At 66.5% G+C, this 18348-nt stretch carries 18 protein-coding genes; 7 read left to right on the plus strand and 11 right to left on the minus strand.

From position 1 onward, the window contains the following. Positions 1–32: 32 nt before the first annotated feature. From mutL to EYE42_RS04070, 7 genes are all read right to left on the minus strand, one after another. Positions 33–1859: a DNA mismatch repair endonuclease MutL gene (gene mutL, locus EYE42_RS04040; RefSeq protein WP_130990030.1), complete on the minus strand. Its 1827-nt coding sequence runs from the start codon at positions 1857–1859 to the stop codon at positions 33–35. 49 nt (positions 1860–1908) lie between these two features. After that, positions 1909–3246, minus strand: a complete 1338-nt coding sequence (locus EYE42_RS04045; protein WP_130990031.1) for a M16 family metallopeptidase — start codon at positions 3244–3246, stop codon at positions 1909–1911. Continuing rightward, on the minus strand, positions 3243–4703 hold the full coding sequence (locus EYE42_RS04050; RefSeq protein WP_130990032.1) for a M16 family metallopeptidase: 1461 nt from the start codon (positions 4701–4703) through the stop codon (positions 3243–3245). Before EYE42_RS04050 ends, EYE42_RS04045 begins: the two co-directional genes overlap by 4 nt. 110 nt (positions 4704–4813) lie before the next feature. Continuing rightward, positions 4814–5332 (minus strand): DUF3035 domain-containing protein, encoded by a 519-nt coding sequence (locus EYE42_RS04055; RefSeq protein WP_130990033.1) that lies wholly within the window; start codon positions 5330–5332, stop codon positions 4814–4816. A gap of 30 nt (positions 5333–5362) precedes the next feature. Continuing rightward, positions 5363–5998, minus strand: a complete 636-nt coding sequence (gene lspA / locus EYE42_RS04060; protein WP_342772686.1) for a signal peptidase II — start codon at positions 5996–5998, stop codon at positions 5363–5365. Positions 5999–6001: 3 nt separating this feature from the next. Further along, positions 6002–7591 (minus strand): bifunctional phosphoribosylaminoimidazolecarboxamide formyltransferase/IMP cyclohydrolase, encoded by a 1590-nt coding sequence (gene purH, locus EYE42_RS04065; protein ID WP_130990034.1) that lies wholly within the window; start codon positions 7589–7591, stop codon positions 6002–6004. Positions 7592–7681: 90 nt separating this feature from the next. Next, on the minus strand, positions 7682–8935 hold the full coding sequence (locus EYE42_RS04070) for an RsmB/NOP family class I SAM-dependent RNA methyltransferase (protein ID WP_130990035.1): 1254 nt from the start codon (positions 8933–8935) through the stop codon (positions 7682–7684). Positions 8936–9005: 70 nt separating this feature from the next. On the opposite strand from EYE42_RS04070, the gene EYE42_RS04075 reads away from it, so the two are divergent. The 7 genes from EYE42_RS04075 to EYE42_RS04105 all read left to right on the plus strand — a co-directional run bounded on the left by EYE42_RS04075 (position 9006) and on the right by EYE42_RS04105 (position 15905). Further along, positions 9006–9197: a DUF1674 domain-containing protein gene (locus EYE42_RS04075; protein WP_130990036.1), complete on the plus strand. Its 192-nt coding sequence runs from the start codon at positions 9006–9008 to the stop codon at positions 9195–9197. Between the two features lie 2 nt (positions 9198–9199). Beyond that, on the plus strand, positions 9200–10534 hold the full coding sequence (locus EYE42_RS04080; RefSeq protein WP_130990037.1) for an amidase: 1335 nt from the start codon (positions 9200–9202) through the stop codon (positions 10532–10534). A gap of 174 nt (positions 10535–10708) precedes the next feature. Next, positions 10709–11917 carry an aminotransferase class I/II-fold pyridoxal phosphate-dependent enzyme gene (locus EYE42_RS04085; RefSeq protein WP_130990038.1) on the plus strand — a complete coding sequence of 403 codons (1209 nt, stop codon included), beginning with the start codon at positions 10709–10711 and terminating at the stop codon, positions 11915–11917. 5 nt (positions 11918–11922) lie between these two features. After that, positions 11923–14505, plus strand: coding sequence for a DNA translocase FtsK (locus tag EYE42_RS04090; protein ID WP_130990039.1), 2583 nt, complete (start codon positions 11923–11925; stop codon positions 14503–14505). A gap of 7 nt (positions 14506–14512) precedes the next feature. Continuing rightward, complete coding sequence (locus EYE42_RS04095) at positions 14513–14866, plus strand: hypothetical protein (protein WP_130990040.1); 354 nt, start codon at positions 14513–14515, stop codon at positions 14864–14866. 5 nt (positions 14867–14871) lie between these two features. Then, a complete protein-coding gene (locus EYE42_RS04100; protein WP_130990041.1) occupies positions 14872–15156 on the plus strand; it encodes a hypothetical protein in 285 nt (94 codons plus the stop codon). Between the two features lie 71 nt (positions 15157–15227). Then, the gene (locus EYE42_RS04105; RefSeq protein ID WP_130990042.1) at positions 15228–15905 is read left to right on the plus strand and encodes a DUF2268 domain-containing putative Zn-dependent protease; all 678 of its coding nucleotides are present in this window, start codon (positions 15228–15230) and stop codon (positions 15903–15905) included. Here EYE42_RS04105 and EYE42_RS04110 read toward each other — a convergent pair. The 4 genes from EYE42_RS04110 to trxA are packed head-to-tail and all read right to left on the minus strand — an operon-like array spanning position 15894 to position 18321. After that, positions 15894–16562: a rhomboid family intramembrane serine protease gene (locus EYE42_RS04110; RefSeq protein WP_130990043.1), complete on the minus strand. Its 669-nt coding sequence runs from the start codon at positions 16560–16562 to the stop codon at positions 15894–15896. The two genes, EYE42_RS04105 and EYE42_RS04110, sit on opposite strands and share 12 nt — an antisense overlap. Continuing rightward, positions 16563–16772, minus strand: a complete 210-nt coding sequence (locus EYE42_RS04115; RefSeq protein WP_130990044.1) for a Trm112 family protein — start codon at positions 16770–16772, stop codon at positions 16563–16565. Further along, on the minus strand, positions 16769–17407 hold the full coding sequence (locus tag EYE42_RS04120) for an LON peptidase substrate-binding domain-containing protein (protein WP_130990045.1): 639 nt from the start codon (positions 17405–17407) through the stop codon (positions 16769–16771). Before EYE42_RS04120 ends, EYE42_RS04115 begins: the two co-directional genes overlap by 4 nt. A gap of 2 nt (positions 17408–17409) precedes the next feature. After that, the gene (trxA, locus tag EYE42_RS04125) at positions 17410–18321 is read right to left on the minus strand and encodes a thioredoxin (protein ID WP_130990046.1); all 912 of its coding nucleotides are present in this window, start codon (positions 18319–18321) and stop codon (positions 17410–17412) included. Positions 18322–18348: the final 27 nt, after the last annotated feature.

An 18348-nucleotide genomic window follows, 5' to 3' on the forward strand; every position in this document is an offset into this window, starting at 1 on the left:
TGGGCCGACTGTCGCGCCGTTGCACAGCAGGGTCAATCCTTGCGGCCGAACAGGCGTTCGATATCGGCAAGGCGCAGCTTGACCCAGGTGGGGCGGCCGTGGTTGCACTGGCCCGAACGGGGGGTCCGCTCCATGTCCCGCAGCAGGGCGTTCATCTCGTCCACAGTCATCCGCCGGCCTGACCGAACCGATCCGTGACAGGCCACCGACGACAGCACCGCATCCAGCCGCGCGCGCAGACGGTCTGACGATCCCTGATCGGCCAGATCGTCCAGGATGTCGCGGATCAGCGCCGGGGCATCCAGGTGCGTCAGCATGGCCGGGGTTTCGCGCAGCACCACTGCCCCGCCGCCAAAGGGCTCGATCACCAGCCCCAGATCGGCCAGATCCTCCGCGATGGACAGGATGCGGTGGGCATCCATGGGGGACAGTTCCACGATCTCGGGGATCAGAAGCACCTGGCGCACGATGCCCGACCGTGCCGCCTGCGCCTTGAGCCGTTCATAGACCAGCCGTTCGTGTGCGGCATGCTGATCAACGATGACAACCCCGTCTAGGGTCTGCGCGATGATATAGTTTTCATGAACCTGCGCCCGTGCCGCACCCAAGGGGGTGTCGCCGGGCAGGGGGGTGTCGCCGGGCAGGGGGGCGTCGTCCGGACGATCGGCTCGTGCCGAGGGCGCCTCGGCAAAGCCGGGGATCGGGACGTGAAGGTGTGGCGCTGCCCCCATCGCCCCATCCCGAGGTTCTGGTTCCGGCACAAAGGCCCGCGACGCCGGCGCCTCGGCGCGGAATGCGTTCAGCGCCGCCTGGGCCAGGGTGGTCGAACTGCGATGCCCGGCGCCTGCCAGCCCGTGCCGCAGGGCCGCGACCACCAGGCCGCGCGCCGCCTGTGGGTCCCGAAAGCGAACCTCGGCCTTGGCGGGATGGACGTTCACGTCCACAAGCTGCGGATCGCACGACAGAAACAGCACGGCGCCGGGATGCCGCCCGGCAGGCAACACATCGCTGTAGCCCGCACGCAGGGCCCCCATCAGCAGCCGGTCGCGGACCGGGCGGCCGTTGACGTTCAGGTGCTGCGCCACCGCCGCCCCGCGCGACCAGGTGGGCAGCGCCGCAAATCCCGTCAGGCGCAAGCCGTCGCGTTCGGCGTCGAGGGACATGGCATTGTCGATGAAGTCGCGCCCCATGATCCGGGCCAGCCGGGCGGGCAGGGCATCGAACAGATCGCCGCTCTCGGCATCGGCGCGAAAGATTTCCTTTCCATCGACGGTCAGGGTAAGGCCAACATAGGGCTCGGCCATGGCCAGACGGCGCAGGCAGTCGGCCACGGCCATGGTTTCGGCCCGGTCGCCGCGCAGGAATTTCAGCCGCGCGGGCGTGGCGAAGAACAGGTCGCGCAATTCAACCACCGTGCCGGGATTGGCCGCGGCGGGGCGCGCCGGGCCGACCTTGCCCCCTGTGACGGTGATGGCTGCACCCTCGCCGTCCCGTGTCCGCGAGGTGATGACCAGCCGCCCCACCGCGCCCAGCGAGGGCAGCGCCTCGCCCCGGAAACCGAATGACCGGATCGCCAGAAGATCGCTGCCGTCGATCTTGCTGGTGGCATGGCGCGACACCGCCAGGGGCAGATCCTCGGGTGTCATGCCGCAGCCGTTGTCGCAGACGCGGATCAGCCGCTTGCCGCCGTCCTCGATCATCACGTCGATGCGCGTGGCCCCCGCGTCCAGCGCGTTTTCCACCAGTTCCTTGACGGCCGAGGCGGGACGCTCCACCACTTCGCCGGCGGCAATGCGGTTGGCCGTCGCCTCGTCCAGTTGGCGAATGACGGGCAGGATATTGGGGGCATGGTGGTTCATGTCCCCAAATCTAGCATCGGCCCCCCTGACGGGCCAGCGATTCGGCCGGTTATTCGACCGGCAGGACTTCGGTCAGGGCAGGATCGGTCGCAGCGATCCCTTCGGGGCGTCCTACCAGCACAAAGCGCAGCCGGTCGGACTTCAGCAACCGTCCGGCAACGCGCTGCACATCCTGCGCCGTCACGGCCTCGACCTTGGCATTGCGGGTGTCCACATAGTCGATGGGAAAGCCGTTGATCTGCATTCCCGCCAGAATGCCCGCGATAGCGCCGTTTCCATCGAAGCGCAGCGGATAGGCGCCGGTCAGATAGGTCTTGGCGTCCGCCAGTTCTGCATCGCTGACGCCTTGGGCCATGCGATCCCATTCCTGCCGGATCAGATCCACCGCCTGTCCCGTGGTGGCGTTCGACCCGGACATGCCGCCCTGCCAGGTCTGGCCGTAAAGCCCCGTGGCAAGCCCCGTCCCCACGCCATAGGTCAGCCCGCGCTTCTCCCGGATCTCTGTCATCAGCCGCGAGCTGAAGCCGCCGCCGCCCAGGATGTGATTGGCAACATAGGCCGCAAAATAGTCGGGATCGTCGATGGGCAAGCCCGGACCGGCAAAACTGACAACGGTTTGCGGGCTGTCCCAGTCGATCACCGTGACGCCGCCGGTCAGTTGCAGATCTGCCGGTTCAGGCAAGGGCGCGGTGCCCTGTTCGGGCAGGCCCCCCAGAACCGTATCGACCAGCATCCCCAGTTCCTCGGGGGTGATGTCGCCTGCTGCCCCGACCACCACACGGTCGCGGGCCAGAACGCGGTTCTTGGCGGCCACCAGATCCTGACGGGACAGGGCCGCGACCGATTCCGCCGTGCCGTTGATCGACGTCGCATAGGGATGGTCGCCCCAGGCCTGGCGGGCCATTTCCTTGGCGGCGATGGCCTGCGGGTCGGTTTCCTGGGACCGGATGATCGCCTGGACCTGCGCGCGGACCCGTTCAACAGCGGCATCGTCGAACCGCGGCTGGGTCAGCGCCTCGGCCAGAAGGGCCGCGGTCTCGTCGCGGTTCTGGGTCAGGGCGCGCATGCCGACGGTCAGAACGTCGTCGGACACGTCAAAGGAAAACCGCGCGCCAAGATCCTCGGCCGCCTGGGCAAAGGCCACCGAATCGCGCTTGCCTGCGCCTTCTTCCAAGGTGGCCGTCATCAGGTTGATCGCGCCGCGCTTGTCGGGCGCATCCAGACTTGCACCGCCCTTGAAGTCGAATTCGACGGCGACAAAGGGAATGCTGTCGTCCTGGACCAGCCAGGCGGTGATGCCGCCGGGCGACGTGACCTCCTGGATCTCGATGGCCTGGGCCGGCACCGCCAGCACGGCGAAGAACAGGGAAAGGGCGGCTCGGATCATCCTTCGACCTCGGCTGGGGTTGCGGGGGCAGGGCCGGGCGCCGGACTTTCAGGCGCCGAGGCAGGAGCGGCCGGGGGAACAGCGGCGGCCGAGGCGGGTTGCGCATCCGGGGCCGTGGAAGGGGCCGGGGGGGCGGGCAGCAGCCAGCCGGTCACGGCGGCATCGCTTTCCAGAACCGTGCGTGCCGCGCGCATCACGTCATCGACCGTAACGGCCGCCAGAAGGTCGGGCCAGTCGTTCACGTCATCGACCGTCAGCCCGGTCGCAAGCCCTTGGCCATAGTCGTAGGCCCGGCCATGCGCCGAATCCAGGGCATAGATCCGGGCAGCCTCGATCCGCGTCTTGACCCGGTCCAGAGCCGCCGGATCGGGGCCTGTTTCCAGAAATGTCGTCAGGGCCTTGTCCAGTTCGGCCTCGGCCTCCTCGGGGGCCATGCCGTCCGCAGGCACCATCGAGATGCCGAAGCTGGTCGGATCGACGGCCAGCCCGTCATAACCCACATCGACCCACAGCGCCTTGCCGGTCAGCGCCAGGTCGCGCCCCAGAACCGAGGTCTGCATGGACCCTCCCAGAAGCTCTGCCAGAACCGTCAGCGCCGCCGCATCCGCCTGGTCGCCGGGATTGCGCTCGGGTGCGAGGTAGCTGCGCGTCATGACCGGTTGTGCGACGCGGGGATCAGTCATCTGCATCCGCCGCGCGGCGCGCTGCTGCGGTTCCTGGGGGCGGATACGCGGCGCGGACTCGCCCTTGGCGGGGATGGGGCCATAATACCGCTCGGCCAGTTCGCGGGCGCGTTCGGGGGTAACGTCGCCGGCCAGGATCAGGATCGCCTCGTTCGGGGAATAGTGTTCGTCGTACCAGTCCAGCGCATCCTCGCGCGTCAGACCCTCCATTTCGGCACGCCAGCCGATCACCGGGCGGCCGTAGGGATGGTTGTAGAACAGCGTGGCGTTGCGTTCCTCGGAAAACAGCGCGCCCGGATCGCTGTCCACGCGCTGCGCCCGTTCCTCCAGCACCACCTGCCGTTCGGCCTGCCAGTCGTCCTCGCCGATGCGCAGGTTGGCCATGCGGTCGGCCTCCATTTCCATCACCAGGGGCAGTCGGTCGGATGCGATCCGCTGGAAATAGGCGGTGAAATCATAGCTGGTGAAAGCGTTGTCCATGCCGCCGTTCGCCGTGACGGTGCGCGACAGTTCGCCCGGCTCCAGCTTTTCGGTGCCCTTGAACATCAGGTGTTCCAGGTAATGCGCGATGCCAGACTTGCCGGGTGGCTCGTCGGCCGATCCGTTGCGATACCAGACCATCTGCACCACCACCGGCGCCCGCGGATCCTCGATCACAACGGTTTCAAGCCCGTTGGGCAGGGTGAAATGGGTTACGCCCTCGGGCATCTGGGCAAGGGCAGGGAATGCCGAGACCGTCAAGGCCAGCAGCGCGGAAAGGGTCGGTCGGTGCATCGGGGACACGCTCCTTGGGGGCATGTCCTGAAATCTGACCTGCCCCGGTCGCATGTGCAACGGGACTCGCGGGAATGTGTCGTCGAAAGAAGGGGGTCCGGTCCGCCGGATCAGTCGTCCTGCGGGGCAGGCGAAGTCTGGGTGATGGCCCCCGCCCGCTGCCAGCGCTGCTGTTCGGCGGTCGAATCCAGCGCCAGCGGGCGATAGGTGCGCTGATAAACGGTGGTGCCGAACAAGGCTTCCAGAGGGCGACGGCGATTGCCCGACCGCCAGTCGGCATCGGCCTGCGCCAGTCTTTGCCTGATGGCCGGATCGGTGCCCCGACGCGAGGCATGGGCCACCAGCGCCTGATCGGCCGCCCCGACCCCCTGGTCGGCCAGCCGCGCAGGATTGCCGCCCAGAGCCGCCACCGCATCCGCGGCGGGGGTCGGGTCGGTGATGTTGGCGCCGCCCGGCGTGGGTTCGGGCAGCAGCGCCAGATCCGGCGGCATGGACAAAGAGCGGGTGGGCAGGATGGCAAATTCGTCCGGGCTGTTCTGGCCCGTCTCGATATTCATCAGTTGGTTGCTGCCACAGGCTGAAAGCCCGATCACGCCCACCACGGCGATGCCTCTGACGAAAGCCTGCATGAACCCGTCCCTTGTTTCTTGTGCCCCGTTCTATCCGGATTTGCCGGTGCCGTCACGGGGATTGTCCGGGGTCCGGGTGCGGGTCTTTCGCGCGGGTCTTTCGGGTTCCTTCTTCTGCGGCATCAGGACCAGCCCGATGGCGCCGGCAAAGATGGCGATGTCGGCCACGTTGAAGCTGTAGGGATTTTGCCAGCCGGGCAGCGACATGTTCAGGAAATCCGCGACTGCCCCGTACATCAGCCGGTCGATCACGTTGCCCAGCGCCCCCCCGATCAGGGACCCGGCCGCGATACGCGCCAGAACGCTGGCATTGGATCGCCAGATCCAGACCCAGACCCAGGCGACGATCGCCAGGGCGACCGCGATCAGGATCCATCTGGTGATATCGGTATCGGACGCCATCAGCCCGAAGTTTACGCCCTGGTTCCAGGCCATCCGCAGATTCAGCCAGGGCGGCAGCACGTCGATTTCCCGGACCCGGTCCAACCTCAGCACATGGACCACCCAGTATTTCAGCACCTGATCGGCCACAAAGATCAGCGTGGCGACCCAGATCACCAGCCGCATGTCGCTGCGCGCCGGGGGGGCGGGCCTTTTCGGGGGGCGGGGGCGCCGGGCCTTGGGCGGCGTCGCAGGCTGCGGATCAAGGGGCAGTTCCTGTTGCATGGGTCAGTGCCGGAAATGCCGCTGGCCGGTAAAGACCATGGCAAGGCCCAGACGGTTGGCGGCGGCGATCACCTCGTCGTCGCGCATGGACCCGCCGGGCTGAATCACAGCGCGGGCGCCTGCCTCGGCCAGGGCCTCGATGCCGTCGGCAAAAGGAAAGAAGGCGTCCGAGGCGACGACCGCGCCGATCGTCAGGGGTTGGGACAGGCCAAGCGTTTCGGCCATGTCCTCGGACTTGCGCCGGCCGATGCGGGTGCTGTCAACGCGGCTCATCTGGCCCGCGCCGATGCCAACGGTCGCCATGTCCTTGGCATAGACGATGGCGTTCGATTTCACGTGCTTGGCGACAGTCCAGGCGAACAGCATATCGGCCAGATCCGTTTCCGATGGCTGGCGGTCGCTGACGATCTTCAGATCGGACGGGCTGACACGGCCATCGTCGCGGCCCTGGACCAGGAACCCGCCCGCGACCTGCCGGAAGGCCAGCCCCGGCGCGCGCGGATCGGGCAGGCCGCCGGTGGTAAGCAGGCGCAGGTTCTTCTTGGCGGCAAAGATGCGTCTGGCATCCTCGTCGGCATCGGGGGCGATCACGACCTCGGTGAATATCTTCACGATTTCTTCCGCCGTGGCGCCGTCCAGGGTCCGGTTCAGCGCAACGATGCCGCCAAAGGCCGAGGTGCGGTCGCAGTCATAGGCCCGCCTGTAGGCGTCCAGCCCGGTCGCGCCCTGCGCCACGCCGCAGGGGTTGGCGTGTTTGATGATCGCACAGGCCGGGCCAGCAGCGGGATCGAATTCCGCGACCAGTTCAAAGGCCGCGTCGGTGTCGTTGATGTTGTTGTAGGACAGTTCCTTACCCTGCCACTGTCTTGCGGTGGCGACACCGGCACGGTTTTCCCCCGTCACATAGAAGGCCGCCTGCTGGTGCGGGTTCTCGCCATAGCGCAGGGACTGCGCCAGAGTGCCCGCAAAGGCGCGGCGGCGCGGTGTGGCCTCGCCGATGGCGTCGGCCAGCCAGGTGCTGACTGCGGCGTCATAGGCGGCGGTACGCGCATAGGCGATCTGCGCCTGCCGCTGGCGGAAGGCCAGCGTGGTGCGGTCGTCATTGTTGTCCAGTTCCGCCAGCAGGGCACCATAATCCTGCACGTCCACGATCACGGTGACGAAACCGTGGTTCTTGGCCGCCGCCCGAATCATCGCAGGGCCGCCAATGTCGATGTTCTCGATGCAGTCGTCGTATCCGGCGCCCTGGGCCACGGTTTCCTCGAACGGATACAGGTTGACGACCAGCAGGTCGATGGGACCGATGCCATGGGACTCCATCGCGGCCAGGTGTTCGGCATTGTCGCGCAGCGCCAGCAACCCGCCATGGACCGCCGGATGCAGCGTCTTGACGCGGCCATCCATCATTTCGGGAAAGCCCGTCACATCGGCCACGTCCACCACCGTCAGCCCCGCCTCGCGCAGCGTCCTGGCGCTGCCGCCGGTGGACAGGATCTCGATCCCGCGCGCGTCCAGCTTGCGCGCAAAGTCGATCAGACCGGTCTTGTCGGAAACGGAAATCAGCGCGCGTCTGATCGGCACGGGACGGGACATGAGGGCCTCGCATCTGGGTTCGCGCCCAATAACCGCCCTGCCGGCCAAGGTCCAGCACCCCGCGCGGCGTTCGGCCAGGTCTTTCTCACCCTATCCCGGCTTGCGCAGCCGCATCATGAAGAACCCGTCCATGCCCCCCCGCTCGGGCCAGAAATCCGGTCGGGTGCGCAAGCCGCCCCCAGGCGTGATCCAGGATCGCTCGATCCCGGGCAGGACGGGGGTTTCTGCCATCAGGCCCGGATGGCGGGTCAAGGCCGCCTCGAGCTGCGCTTCGCCTTCATCGGGCAAGAGCGAACAAACGGCATAGACCATCCGTCCCCCCGGCGGCAGCAGCGAGAGCGCATGGTCGATCAGCCGCGATTGCAGATCCACCAGGGCCGGAACCCCCGACCCGTCGCGCAGAAAGGGCAGGTCGGGATGGCGTCGGATCGTGCCGGTGGCCGAACAGGGCGCGTCCAGCAGGACCGCGTCCAGCGGTGCATCGGGACGCCAATCCAGGGCATCGGCCGTGACCAGTTCGGCGGCAAGGTCGCAGCGGCGCAGGTTTTCTGCCACACGGTTCAGGCGGGCGGGGCTGATATCCACGGCCAGCACCTGTGCGCCGACCGCGGCCAGTTGCAGGGTCTTGCCGCCCGGAGCGGCGCAGAGATCGGCGATGCGCTCCGCCGGTCGGGGTTCCAACAGTCGGGCGGGCAGGGCGGCTGCGGCGTCCTGGACCCACCACTCACCCGCCGCAAAGCCGGGCAGGGCGGATACCTGTGCGGACCCGTGGATGCGCAGCGATCCGGTGGGCAGCACTTCGGCGCCCTCGACCGCAGTTCCCGGCTTGGGCGTCAGGTCCAGCGGCGCGCCCGCCTGATGCGCGATCTCGATGGCCTGTGCCGCGCTTTCGCCCCAGGCGTCGGCGACGGGCCCCCGCAGCCAGGCGGGCATCGGCTGCGGTGGCAGGCCGGCCCAGCCCTGATGGACCGCAACCTTGCGCAAGACCGCATTCACCATGCCGGAGGCCGCTTGCCCTTTTTGTCCAAGTCCGCGCGTCAGGCTGACCGCCGCATCGACGACACCGTGCGGGGCGCCGTCCAGTTCCAGCAATTCCACCACTGCCAGACGCAGGATGTCGGCCACCGCCGGGGTGGGCCTGCGGCTGACATAGGCCGCGATCACCGTATCCGCGCGGTCATGGTGTCGCAGCACGGCGGCAGCAAGGCGACCGGCGCGGGCCTGGTCGGCGGGCGCCAGCGCCTTCAGCGCACCAGCCTGATCGGACAGCGACAGCCCGTCCCTGACCCCCGCCAGCAGCCGCAATGCGCCCAAGCGCGCCAAATCCACGCCATGCTTTGCCAAATCGCTTTCCTTTGCCTAAATCCGCTGAAAGACTGACCGTGACCCTTACGTCCAAACGGGGACTCTTGCCATGACCGATCTGCTGCCGAAGAACCGGGCCGCTCTGCCCCCCGCCGCCCAGCGTGCCCTGGCCGAGGCCGCCGAACGCCGCAAGGCCGCCGCCGCTGCGCAGCCCTTGCCCAGGGAATACGGCGGCCGCGACGGACCGGAACCCGTGCGTTTCGGCGATTACGAAAAGAACGGCCTCGCGGTGGATTTCTGAGCATGGACTGGCGGCGCGTCCCGGCAGCCCAGCAAGGCCGCGCAATCATGGCGGGCCTTCTGGACCCCCTGGACCAGACCGAGGCCTATCTGGCAGCCATCAAGGCCCATCCGGATGGCGAACGCATCTATGCGCGCACCACGCCCGACCGCGCCCGGTCCGAGGCTGTTGCCGCCCATGACCGGGCCAAGCTGGAACAGCGCCGTGGACTGCTGGACGGCGTGGCGATCAGTTGGAAGGACAACATCGACAGCGGCGGCACCGTAACCGAGGCCGGATCGAGGCTGCTGGAAGGGCGGGTGCCGCGAAAGGATGCCATCGTCCTGGCGCGTGCCGCGCGGCAGGGCACCATCCTGCTGGGCAAGACCCACATGACCGAACTGGCCTTTTCCGGACTGGGACTGAATCCCCGCACCGCCACGCCGCCCAACGCGCTTGACCCCGATCTTGCGCCCGGCGGATCGTCCTCGGGCGCGGCGGTGTCGGTGGCGCTGGGACTGGCGGCGGCGGCGGTGGGGTCGGACACGGGCGGCTCGATCCGGGTGCCTGCCGCCTGGAACGATCTTGTGGGCTTCAAGCCCACGCATGATGCGCTGCCGGAAAAGGGCGTCGTGCCCTTGTGCCGCAAGTTCGACGTGGTCGGCCCCATCGCCCGCACCGTCGAGGATTGCGCCGAACTGCTTGCGCTGATGGCCGGGGCCAGATCTGCCGACTTGGCCGGTGCCGATGTTGCAGGGCTGCGGCTGATGGTGCTGGACGGCGTGCCCTTTGCCGAGGCCGAGGAAGGCCCTGTCGCCGCTTTCGAGGATGCGGTGGATCGGCTGGCCCGCGCGGGGGCGCAGATCGTGCGGCGGTCGTCGGACTGGGTGGACCGGGCGATGCCGCTGTCGCCTGCGCTCTATGCCCCCGAGGCCTATGGCATCTGGCGCGCCCAGATCGAGGATGCGCCGGAACTGATGTGGACGCCGATTCTGGAACGGTTCCGCGGCGGGGGGGATGTCGGCGCCCCCGATTACGTCGCCGCATGGGAAAGTCTGGTCCGCATCCGGCGAAAATGGGTCAAGGAGGTCGCCGCAGGCCATGACGCGATCCTGCTGCCCACGGTGCCCATCATGCCCCCGAACGCCGCGCGGCTGCTGGAGGACGGGGCCGAATTCGTCCGCGCCAACCTGCTGACGCTGCGCAACACCCGCATCGGCAATCTGCTGGGTCTGCCCGTCTGCACGCTGCCTACCGGGCATCGGGCCTGCGGAATTTCGGTCATGGGCCATGCAGGGCGGGATCTGCATCTGCTGCGCATCGCTGCGGGCGTCGAATCGGCTCTTGCGGTGGCCTAGACAGGGCGGGATGCGCCGGGCAGCGGACTCTCAGCCTTTTCTTGGCCTGCGGCCCATCCGTCCCAAAAACATTTTTGCCCAGCGGAAAGGCCCGGCTTTTGCTGGACGCACCGGCGCGTTCACGATAGTGTTTTCTGTGGAAAACGGGGCCCGAGATCCCGAAAGCGAGGCAGAATGGCAATCCCCGAGCGGTTCTCGAACCTGCCGGACTATGCGTTTCCGCGGCTGCGGGCGCTGTTGTCAGGCATCAACCCTGGGTTGAACGACGGCGAATCTCCGGCGGTCCTGACCATCGGCGAGCCGCGCCATGCCATGCCCGATTTCGTGGCCGGGGTGATGGCCGCACATATCGGCGGATTCGCGAAATATCCGGCGAACGAAGGCACGCCGGGGCTGCTGGAGGCGGTCAGCGGCTGGCTGTCCGCGCGCTATGGCCTTGACGTGATGCCCGACCGGATCATGGCGCTGAACGGCACGCGCGAGGGGCTGTTCAACGCGGCCCTGGCGCTGTGTCCTGAACGAAAGAACGGTGCGCGGCCTGTTATCCTGATCCCGAACCCCTTTTATCAGGTCTATGCGGTCGCCGCGGCCGCCCTGTCCGCCGAACCCGTCTTTGTGCCTGCGACACCCGAAACCGGTAATCTGCCCGATTACGCATCCCTGCCGGCCGCGGTTCTGGACCGGACGGCCATCGCCTATCTGTGTTCGCCCGCCAATCCGCAAGGGGCGATTGCGGATCGCGATTATCTGGAGCGTTTGATCGCGCTGGCCGACAGGCACGACTTTCTGGTCTTTGCCGACGAATGTTATTCGGAAATCTGGCGCGACGCGCCACCTCCGGGTGCCTTGGCGGTTGCCACCGACATGGGGCTGGCGGACCGGGTGGTGATCTTCAATTCGCTGTCCAAGCGTTCGAACCTGCCGGGCCTGCGATCGGGCTTCGTGGCGGGCAGCCCGGCAAATATCGCCCAGATTCGCCGCCTGCGTGCCTATGCCGGGGCGCCGCTTTCGCTGCCCTCCCAGGCCGTCAGCGAGGCCGCCTGGCGCGACGAGGCGCATGTGATAGCCAGCCGCGCGCTGTATCAGCAGAAATATGCGATCGCAGACCGGGTGCTGGGCAACGTGCCCGGATACCGTCCCATTCAAGGCGGGTTCTTTCTGTGGCTGCCCGTGGAGGACGGCGAGGAGGCGGCAAGGACGCTGTGGGCCCGGGCGGGCATCCAGGTCCTGCCCGGTGCCTATCTTTCGCGCGAGGTGGACGGGTTCAATCCGGGCCGCGGCTTTGTCCGCGTGGCTCTGGTGGCGGATGCTGCGGAAACCGAAGCGGCGCTGCGACGGCTGCGCGCGGTTCTTTATGACGGAATGACGGACGGGGAAGGTTGAACACCATGGCAAGCTGGCAGGCGAAACACCGCGATCCCCTGTTCGACCAGACCACCCGGGCGGCGCTTGAACGGCGCGGCAAGGAGGGGCTGGGCGCCGGGCTGATCGTGCTGGGCATCGTGATCGCCCTGATCCTGGGAAGCTGGTCGGCTGACGACCCCAGCTTTCTGTCCGCGACCGACGCCCCCGCGCAGAACAGGCTGGGCAGCTTCGGGGCCTATATCGCCTCTCCCCTGATGATGATCGCGGGTCTTGGCGCCTGGATTCTGGTGCTGGCATTGCTGGTCTGGGGGCTGCGTTTCATGCTGCACCGGGGCGAGGACCGGTTCATGCGGGCGCTGTTCACCCCCATCGCGGTGGCGCTCACCTCGGTCTATTGCAGCACGCTAGTGCCGGGCGAAAACTGGGAACAAAGCTATGGCCTGGGCGGGCATTTCGGCGACATGATCATGGGCGCGATGCTGAACCTGATGCCCGTCAAGGCACAGGTCGGCATCCGCATCGCGGGCCTGATCGTGGCTTTGGGCACCGTGGTGATGACCGCATTCGTGCTGGGCTTCGAGCGCGGAGAGCTGCGCATCCTGTGGCGGCGCTTTGTCACGGGGCTGCTGACGGCGCGCGGTCTGGCCGTAAAGGCCACGGGCCGCGGTGTCGGAGCCTCGGCGGCATTGCGGTCGCGGCTGTCCGCGCGCCGAGACACAAGGATCGCCCCCGAGACGGTTCCGCAGCCGACCGTGACCGCCCGCCGCAAGCCTGCGATGCCTGTCTTTGAACTGGAAGAGGACCTGCCCGAACCCGAACTGATCGAACGGGACGCCGATTACGACGGCGGCGCCCCCTCGGCCGAGGAGGTCAGCGGCCGTATCAGCGACGCGATCCGCACCCGTTCGGGCAAGCCCTCGGTGCTGGCCGCCGTAGCCGCCCGGCTGTCGCGCGAAGGCGTGCACCCGCCGGCGCCCGTCCCGTCGCAAACCCCTGCGCCGCAGGACGGTTCTGCGACGCTGTCTTTGAACAAGCCGACCCCTCTGCCGCGCCACGCGCAAGACGCCCCCCTGGCTTTGCCCCAGGAGGATGACCCGGTCCGCTACGAACGTCCGCCGCTGGCCCTGCTGACGGCGCCCTCGGCCAGCGACAAGCCCCCGGTATCCGAGGAGGCGCTGACCGAGAATGCCCGGTTGCTGGAGGCGGTGCTGGACGATTATGGCGTCAAGGGCCAGATCACCGAGGTTCGTCCCGGTCCGGTCGTGACGCTCTATGAACTGGAACCGGCGCCGGGCCTCAAGGCCAGCCGCGTGATCGGCCTGTCCGACGACATCGCGCGATCCATGTCGGCGTTGTCCGCGCGCGTGTCCACCGTGCCGGGCCGCACCGTGATCGGGATCGAACTGCCCAACGCCCGGCGCGAAAAGGTCCTGCTGCGCGAGATCCTGGCCTCCCGCGCCTTTGGCGATGGCACCCAGCCGCTGCCCTTGGCGCTGGGCAAGGACATCGGCGGCGATCCGGTCGTGGCGAACCTGGCCAAGATGCCGCACCTGCTGATCGCGGGCACCACCGGGTCGGGCAAGTCGGTTGCGATCAACACCATGATCCTGTCGCTGCTCTACAAGCTGACGCCCGACGAATGCCGGCTGATCATGATCGACCCCAAGATGCTGGAACTGTCGGTCTATGACGGCATCCCGCACCTGCTGTCCCCCGTCGTCACCGATCCCAAAAAGGCCGTGGTCGCCCTGAAATGGGTCGTGTCGGAAATGGAGGAGCGGTACCGCAAGATGTCCAAGATGGGGGTGCGCAACATCGAGGGCTATAACACCCGCGTCCGCGAGGCGCTGTCCAAGAACGAGATGTTCAAGCGCACCGTCCAGACCGGCTTTGACGAGGATACCGGAGAGCCGGTGTTCGAGACCGAGGAGTTCAAGCCCGAGACCTTTCCCTATATCGTCGTGATCGTCGATGAAATGGCCGACCTGATGATGGTCGCGGGCAAGGAAATCGAGGCCTGCATCCAGCGTCTGGCGCAGATGGCGCGCGCGTCGGGCATCCACCTGATCATGGCGACGCAGCGGCCCTCGGTCGATGTGATCACCGGCACCATCAAGGCGAACTTCCCGACCCGGATCAGCTTTCAGGTCACGTCCAAGATCGACAGCCGCACCATCCTGGGCGAACAGGGGGCCGAACAACTGCTGGGCCAGGGCGACATGCTGTACATGGGCAACGGCGCGCGGATCACCCGCATCCACGGCCCCTTCGTCAGCGACGAGGAGGTCGAGGAGGTCGTGACGCATCTGAAATCCTTCGGGCCCCCGTCCTACAAGTCGGGCGTGGTCGAGGGGGTCGAGGATGAAAAGGCAGACGACATCGACGCGATCCTTGGCCTTGGCGGCGACGGCAGCGACGATGCCCTGTACGATCAGGCGGTGATGATCGTGGCCAAGGACCGCAAGTGTTCCACCAGCTATATCCAGCGGAAGCTGGCCATCGGCTACAACAAGGCCGCACGCCTGGTCGAGCAGATGGAAGAGCAGGGGGTCGTCAGCACCGCGAACCACGTGGGCAAGCGCGAGGTGCTGGTGCCCGAGGTGTGAGGTTAGTATGTCTGACGATAAAGAGGAGAGGCAATGGATTGCATCAATGGAAGGTCGTGAAATTGCCGTCTCTAATCAACAGTTAGATGCTTTTCGGCAGTTTTACTTGGAGAAGGAGATTTCATCTCGCGTTTCCGATTTGATTATTCTTGATATGTGTGTTTTAAACATGATATCCGGAATTGCTCCCCAAGAAGTGCTGGCGTCCATGAAGAGCTTAGAGGAAGACGAACTATCTGGAAACACAAAAGCAGCAACGCAATTTAAAAATTCACCATTAAAGGGCCTGTGGCATAAGCACTATTTCTCCGCTCGATTTGTTCCTCGAAATATCCGTCTGGCATTGGGAAAAACGGATTAGAACGCATGGTACAAGAGATTTTTGATCCATCGCAGCCGGTAATTACTAAAGAAATGATAGAAAAACTGGCTTACCGGATTAGCCATGAACCTATCCAGAAAAGAGCAGAAGAAAAAAAAATCACAGGAGAATGGATAATTTTTGCAAAGCATTGTAGTAGGAATTATTATCTTTGTCTCGGCACACACGAATCGGGCGATCAGTATATTTTTGATCGCATTATGCAGTATTGCACCAGATGTTTTCCAGATCTCCCGGCATGGATCGCGGCAGCATCCATGAAATCCTGAGATATGACGGTTAGTTTCGACAGGGTTGATTGCTGGAAATCTGTTAAGTCAATCTATATGATTTCATCACAATGACCCTCTGGCATATCCACCTTCTGAACGCCCGCCACGCCCTGACGCCTGTCCTGTCCGAAGCCCGGCAGGCCAGCCGGGACGCGGTTGCCCGTGCCTCGGACCATGCCGCCTTGCCCGATTTCGATCTCGTCATCCGCGCGCATCATGACCGGTCCGCCGACGGCGCGATCCAGGGACATTCCCCGGCGCCCGGCGTGATCGAGGTCGCAGTGACCCCCGACCGCTTCGATCCCACCGCATTCACCCGTGCGCTGGTCCGGCAGATGGCGCATCTGATCCGCCAGGACGGACCGGGCTATGGCAGGTCGCTGGGCGAGGTTCTGGTCAGCGAGGGGCTGGCCGGGCATTTTCTGGTGCAGGTCACGGGCGGCGGGCCTGACGCCGTCGATACCGTCAGGCCCGCGCAGGGGGCGATGCGGCAGGCCATGAACGAATGGGCGCGGCGCGATTACGACCACCCCCGGTGGTTCGGGGGCAAGGGGGATCTTCGCCGGGGAACGGGGACCGGGATCGGTCATCGCATCGTTGCCGACCATCTGGCCAATCATCCGGGCGACACCGCGGCCGGACTGCTGACCGCACCGGCCGAGCCGTTCCGCCAGAACCTGCGTCGCCTCGCCGCCGACGCCCAGGGCGAGTCGCCGGACGAGGCCGCAGCGGACTCAGAAGGCTGAAGGGCGCCGCCCGCCGCCCAGGGCCATCGCAGCGCCCATCAGCAGCCCGGCCAAGGTGCCGCCCAGATGCGCCTCCCACGCGATCGCGGGCATCAGGATCGTCAGCACCACGTTCAGCCCCACCATCAGCGCCACCCCACGCCACAACTGGCCCAAGGGCCGGCGGCGGCGCCAGCCGGTCACGGCGGCAAAGCCCACCAGCGCGCCGGCCAGCCCGAAGATCGCGCCGGATGCCCCGACCATCGGCCCCCCGGCGGGCGTCATCACCGCAAACAGCAGGGCCGCCGCGACCTGCGTCACGGCATAGACCAAGGCCATGCGCCGCGCCCCGATCAGCCGGTTCAGTTCCCGTGCCAGCACCACCAGCGAAAGCATGTTCATGCCCAGATGCAGCAGCCCGGCATGAAGAAAGCCGTAGGTCACGAACATCGTCAGGGGATGGCCCGGAAAAAGGCCCTGTCCCGCCCAGAGGATCGCCGACCAGAACCCGCCCAGAAAGGTCAGCGCCTGCCGAAAGATCGGCCAGCCCATCAGGTCGGCCGTGATCGCCAGTCCCTGCATGGTGCAGCACAGGATGATCACACCCCTGACCCACAAAGGCAGGCGCGGGGGCTGGCCGTATCGGATCGCGACATGGTCTTCGGATTGCGCCACCATTCAGTCGGCCTTGATCTGCCGGGCCTCGCCCACCAGCATGATGGGAATGCCCGCGCGGATCGGAAAGGCCAGACCTGCCGCCCGCGACACCAGTTCCTGACGCGCGGCATCATAGGACAGCGTGGCGTGGGTCACGGGACAGACCAGCGATTCCAGCATGTGACGGTCGAAACCGGGGGGCTCGGCCCCGGAATGATCGGGTCGGTTCATTGCAGTCGTTCCTCGTTGTCGCCGCCATGCAGGGCGAACTCGATCAGGCCCTGCAGCAACTCGCGCCGGTCCGCCAGGGTCGGGCTTTCCAGCAGCGCCTGCCGGTCGCCCGGTGAAAAAGGCAACACCATGGACAGCGAGTTGATCAGCGCCTCGTCCTGGGCCTCGGCCGCGGCATCCCAGTCGGTGGACAGGTCGTGCGCGGCCATGTAGCGGCGCAACAGCGCAAACAGCGCCTCGCGGTCCATGGCGGGGTCATTCTCGTTTTCCCGAAGATCGCGGGTAAACGAGGACCAGTCGACCTCGCCCACGAGATAGGGGGTAAAACCCTGTTTCGCCTCGATCAGCCGAAACCGCGAGATCGCGCGGAGCGAGATCATCTGCCGGCCATCATCGGTTTCGGAAAAGGACACCACCCGCCCCGCGCAGCCGATGGCGGCCAGGCCGCCGGTCGCCTCGGCGCCCTCGGGCTGGATCAGGCCGATCAGCCGGTGATCGGTCTTGAGCGTGTCGTCCAGCATCTGGAGATAGCGTGGCTCGAACACATGCAGGGGTATCCGCGCGCGCGGCATCAGCACGGCCCCTGTCAGGGGGAACAGCGGGATGCGCGAAGGCAGGTCGAACCGAAACAGCATGATCAGGCAAAGATCAACGAGGACAACCGCCTGCGGCCCTTTTGCACCAGCGGATCGTTGGGCTTGAGGCTGTCGAAGATGGTCAGCAACTGTGCCTTCACCGCGCCCTCGTTCCAATCACGGTCGCGCCGGAAGCTGTCCAGAAGGATATCGATGGCCTCCTCGACCCGGCCGGCGGCATGCAGGGCCTGAGCATAGTCCAGCCGCGCCTGCTGATCGTCGGGCCGGGCATCGACCTGGGCCTGAAGATCGGCCAGAGGCCCGGCATTCGCGGCCTGGCGGGCCAGATGCAACTGCGCGCGCACGGCCTCGACCGGGGCGCTGGCGGCGGCGGGGGCAGGAATGCTGTCCAGCGCCGCCTGCGCGGCGTCGGGATCGCCCGCCGCAAGATGGGCTCGCGCGACGCCGGCCCATGCCTCGGCGCTGGCCGGATCTTCCGCAGCAATGGCGGCAAAGGTTTCGGCGGCGTCTGCAAAGGCGCCTTCCTCCAGCATCTGTTCGGCGGCGGCCAGCGCCTCGGCCAGCCCGCCGTCGTCGCCCGACAGCGCCGCCAGCTTGTCCACGAACTGCTTGACCTGGCTTTGCGGAACCGCGCCCTGGAAGGCATCGACCGGCTGGCCCTGAAAGAAGGCATAGACCGTCGGGATCGACTGAACGCGCAGTTGTGCGGCGATCATCTGGTTTTCGTCCACGTTCACCTTGGCCATGCGGACGCGCCCCTTGTGACGGGCGACCTCGGCCTCGAGCTGGGGGCCGAGCGTCTTGCACGGCCCGCACCACGGCGCCCAGAAATCCACGATCACCGGCACCTGCATGGACGCCTGCACCACCTCGGCCATGAAATTCGCCTCGGTCACGTCCTTGATGAAGTCGGCGGTCTTGGGGGCGTCGGCAGTGTCGAAAAGCATGGTCATGGGATTCCCAGATGGTTCGGGTCGAAA

Source organism: Paracoccus subflavus (assembly GCF_004310345.1).
GTDB classification, from domain to species: Bacteria; Pseudomonadota; Alphaproteobacteria; order Rhodobacterales; family Rhodobacteraceae; genus Paracoccus; species Paracoccus subflavus.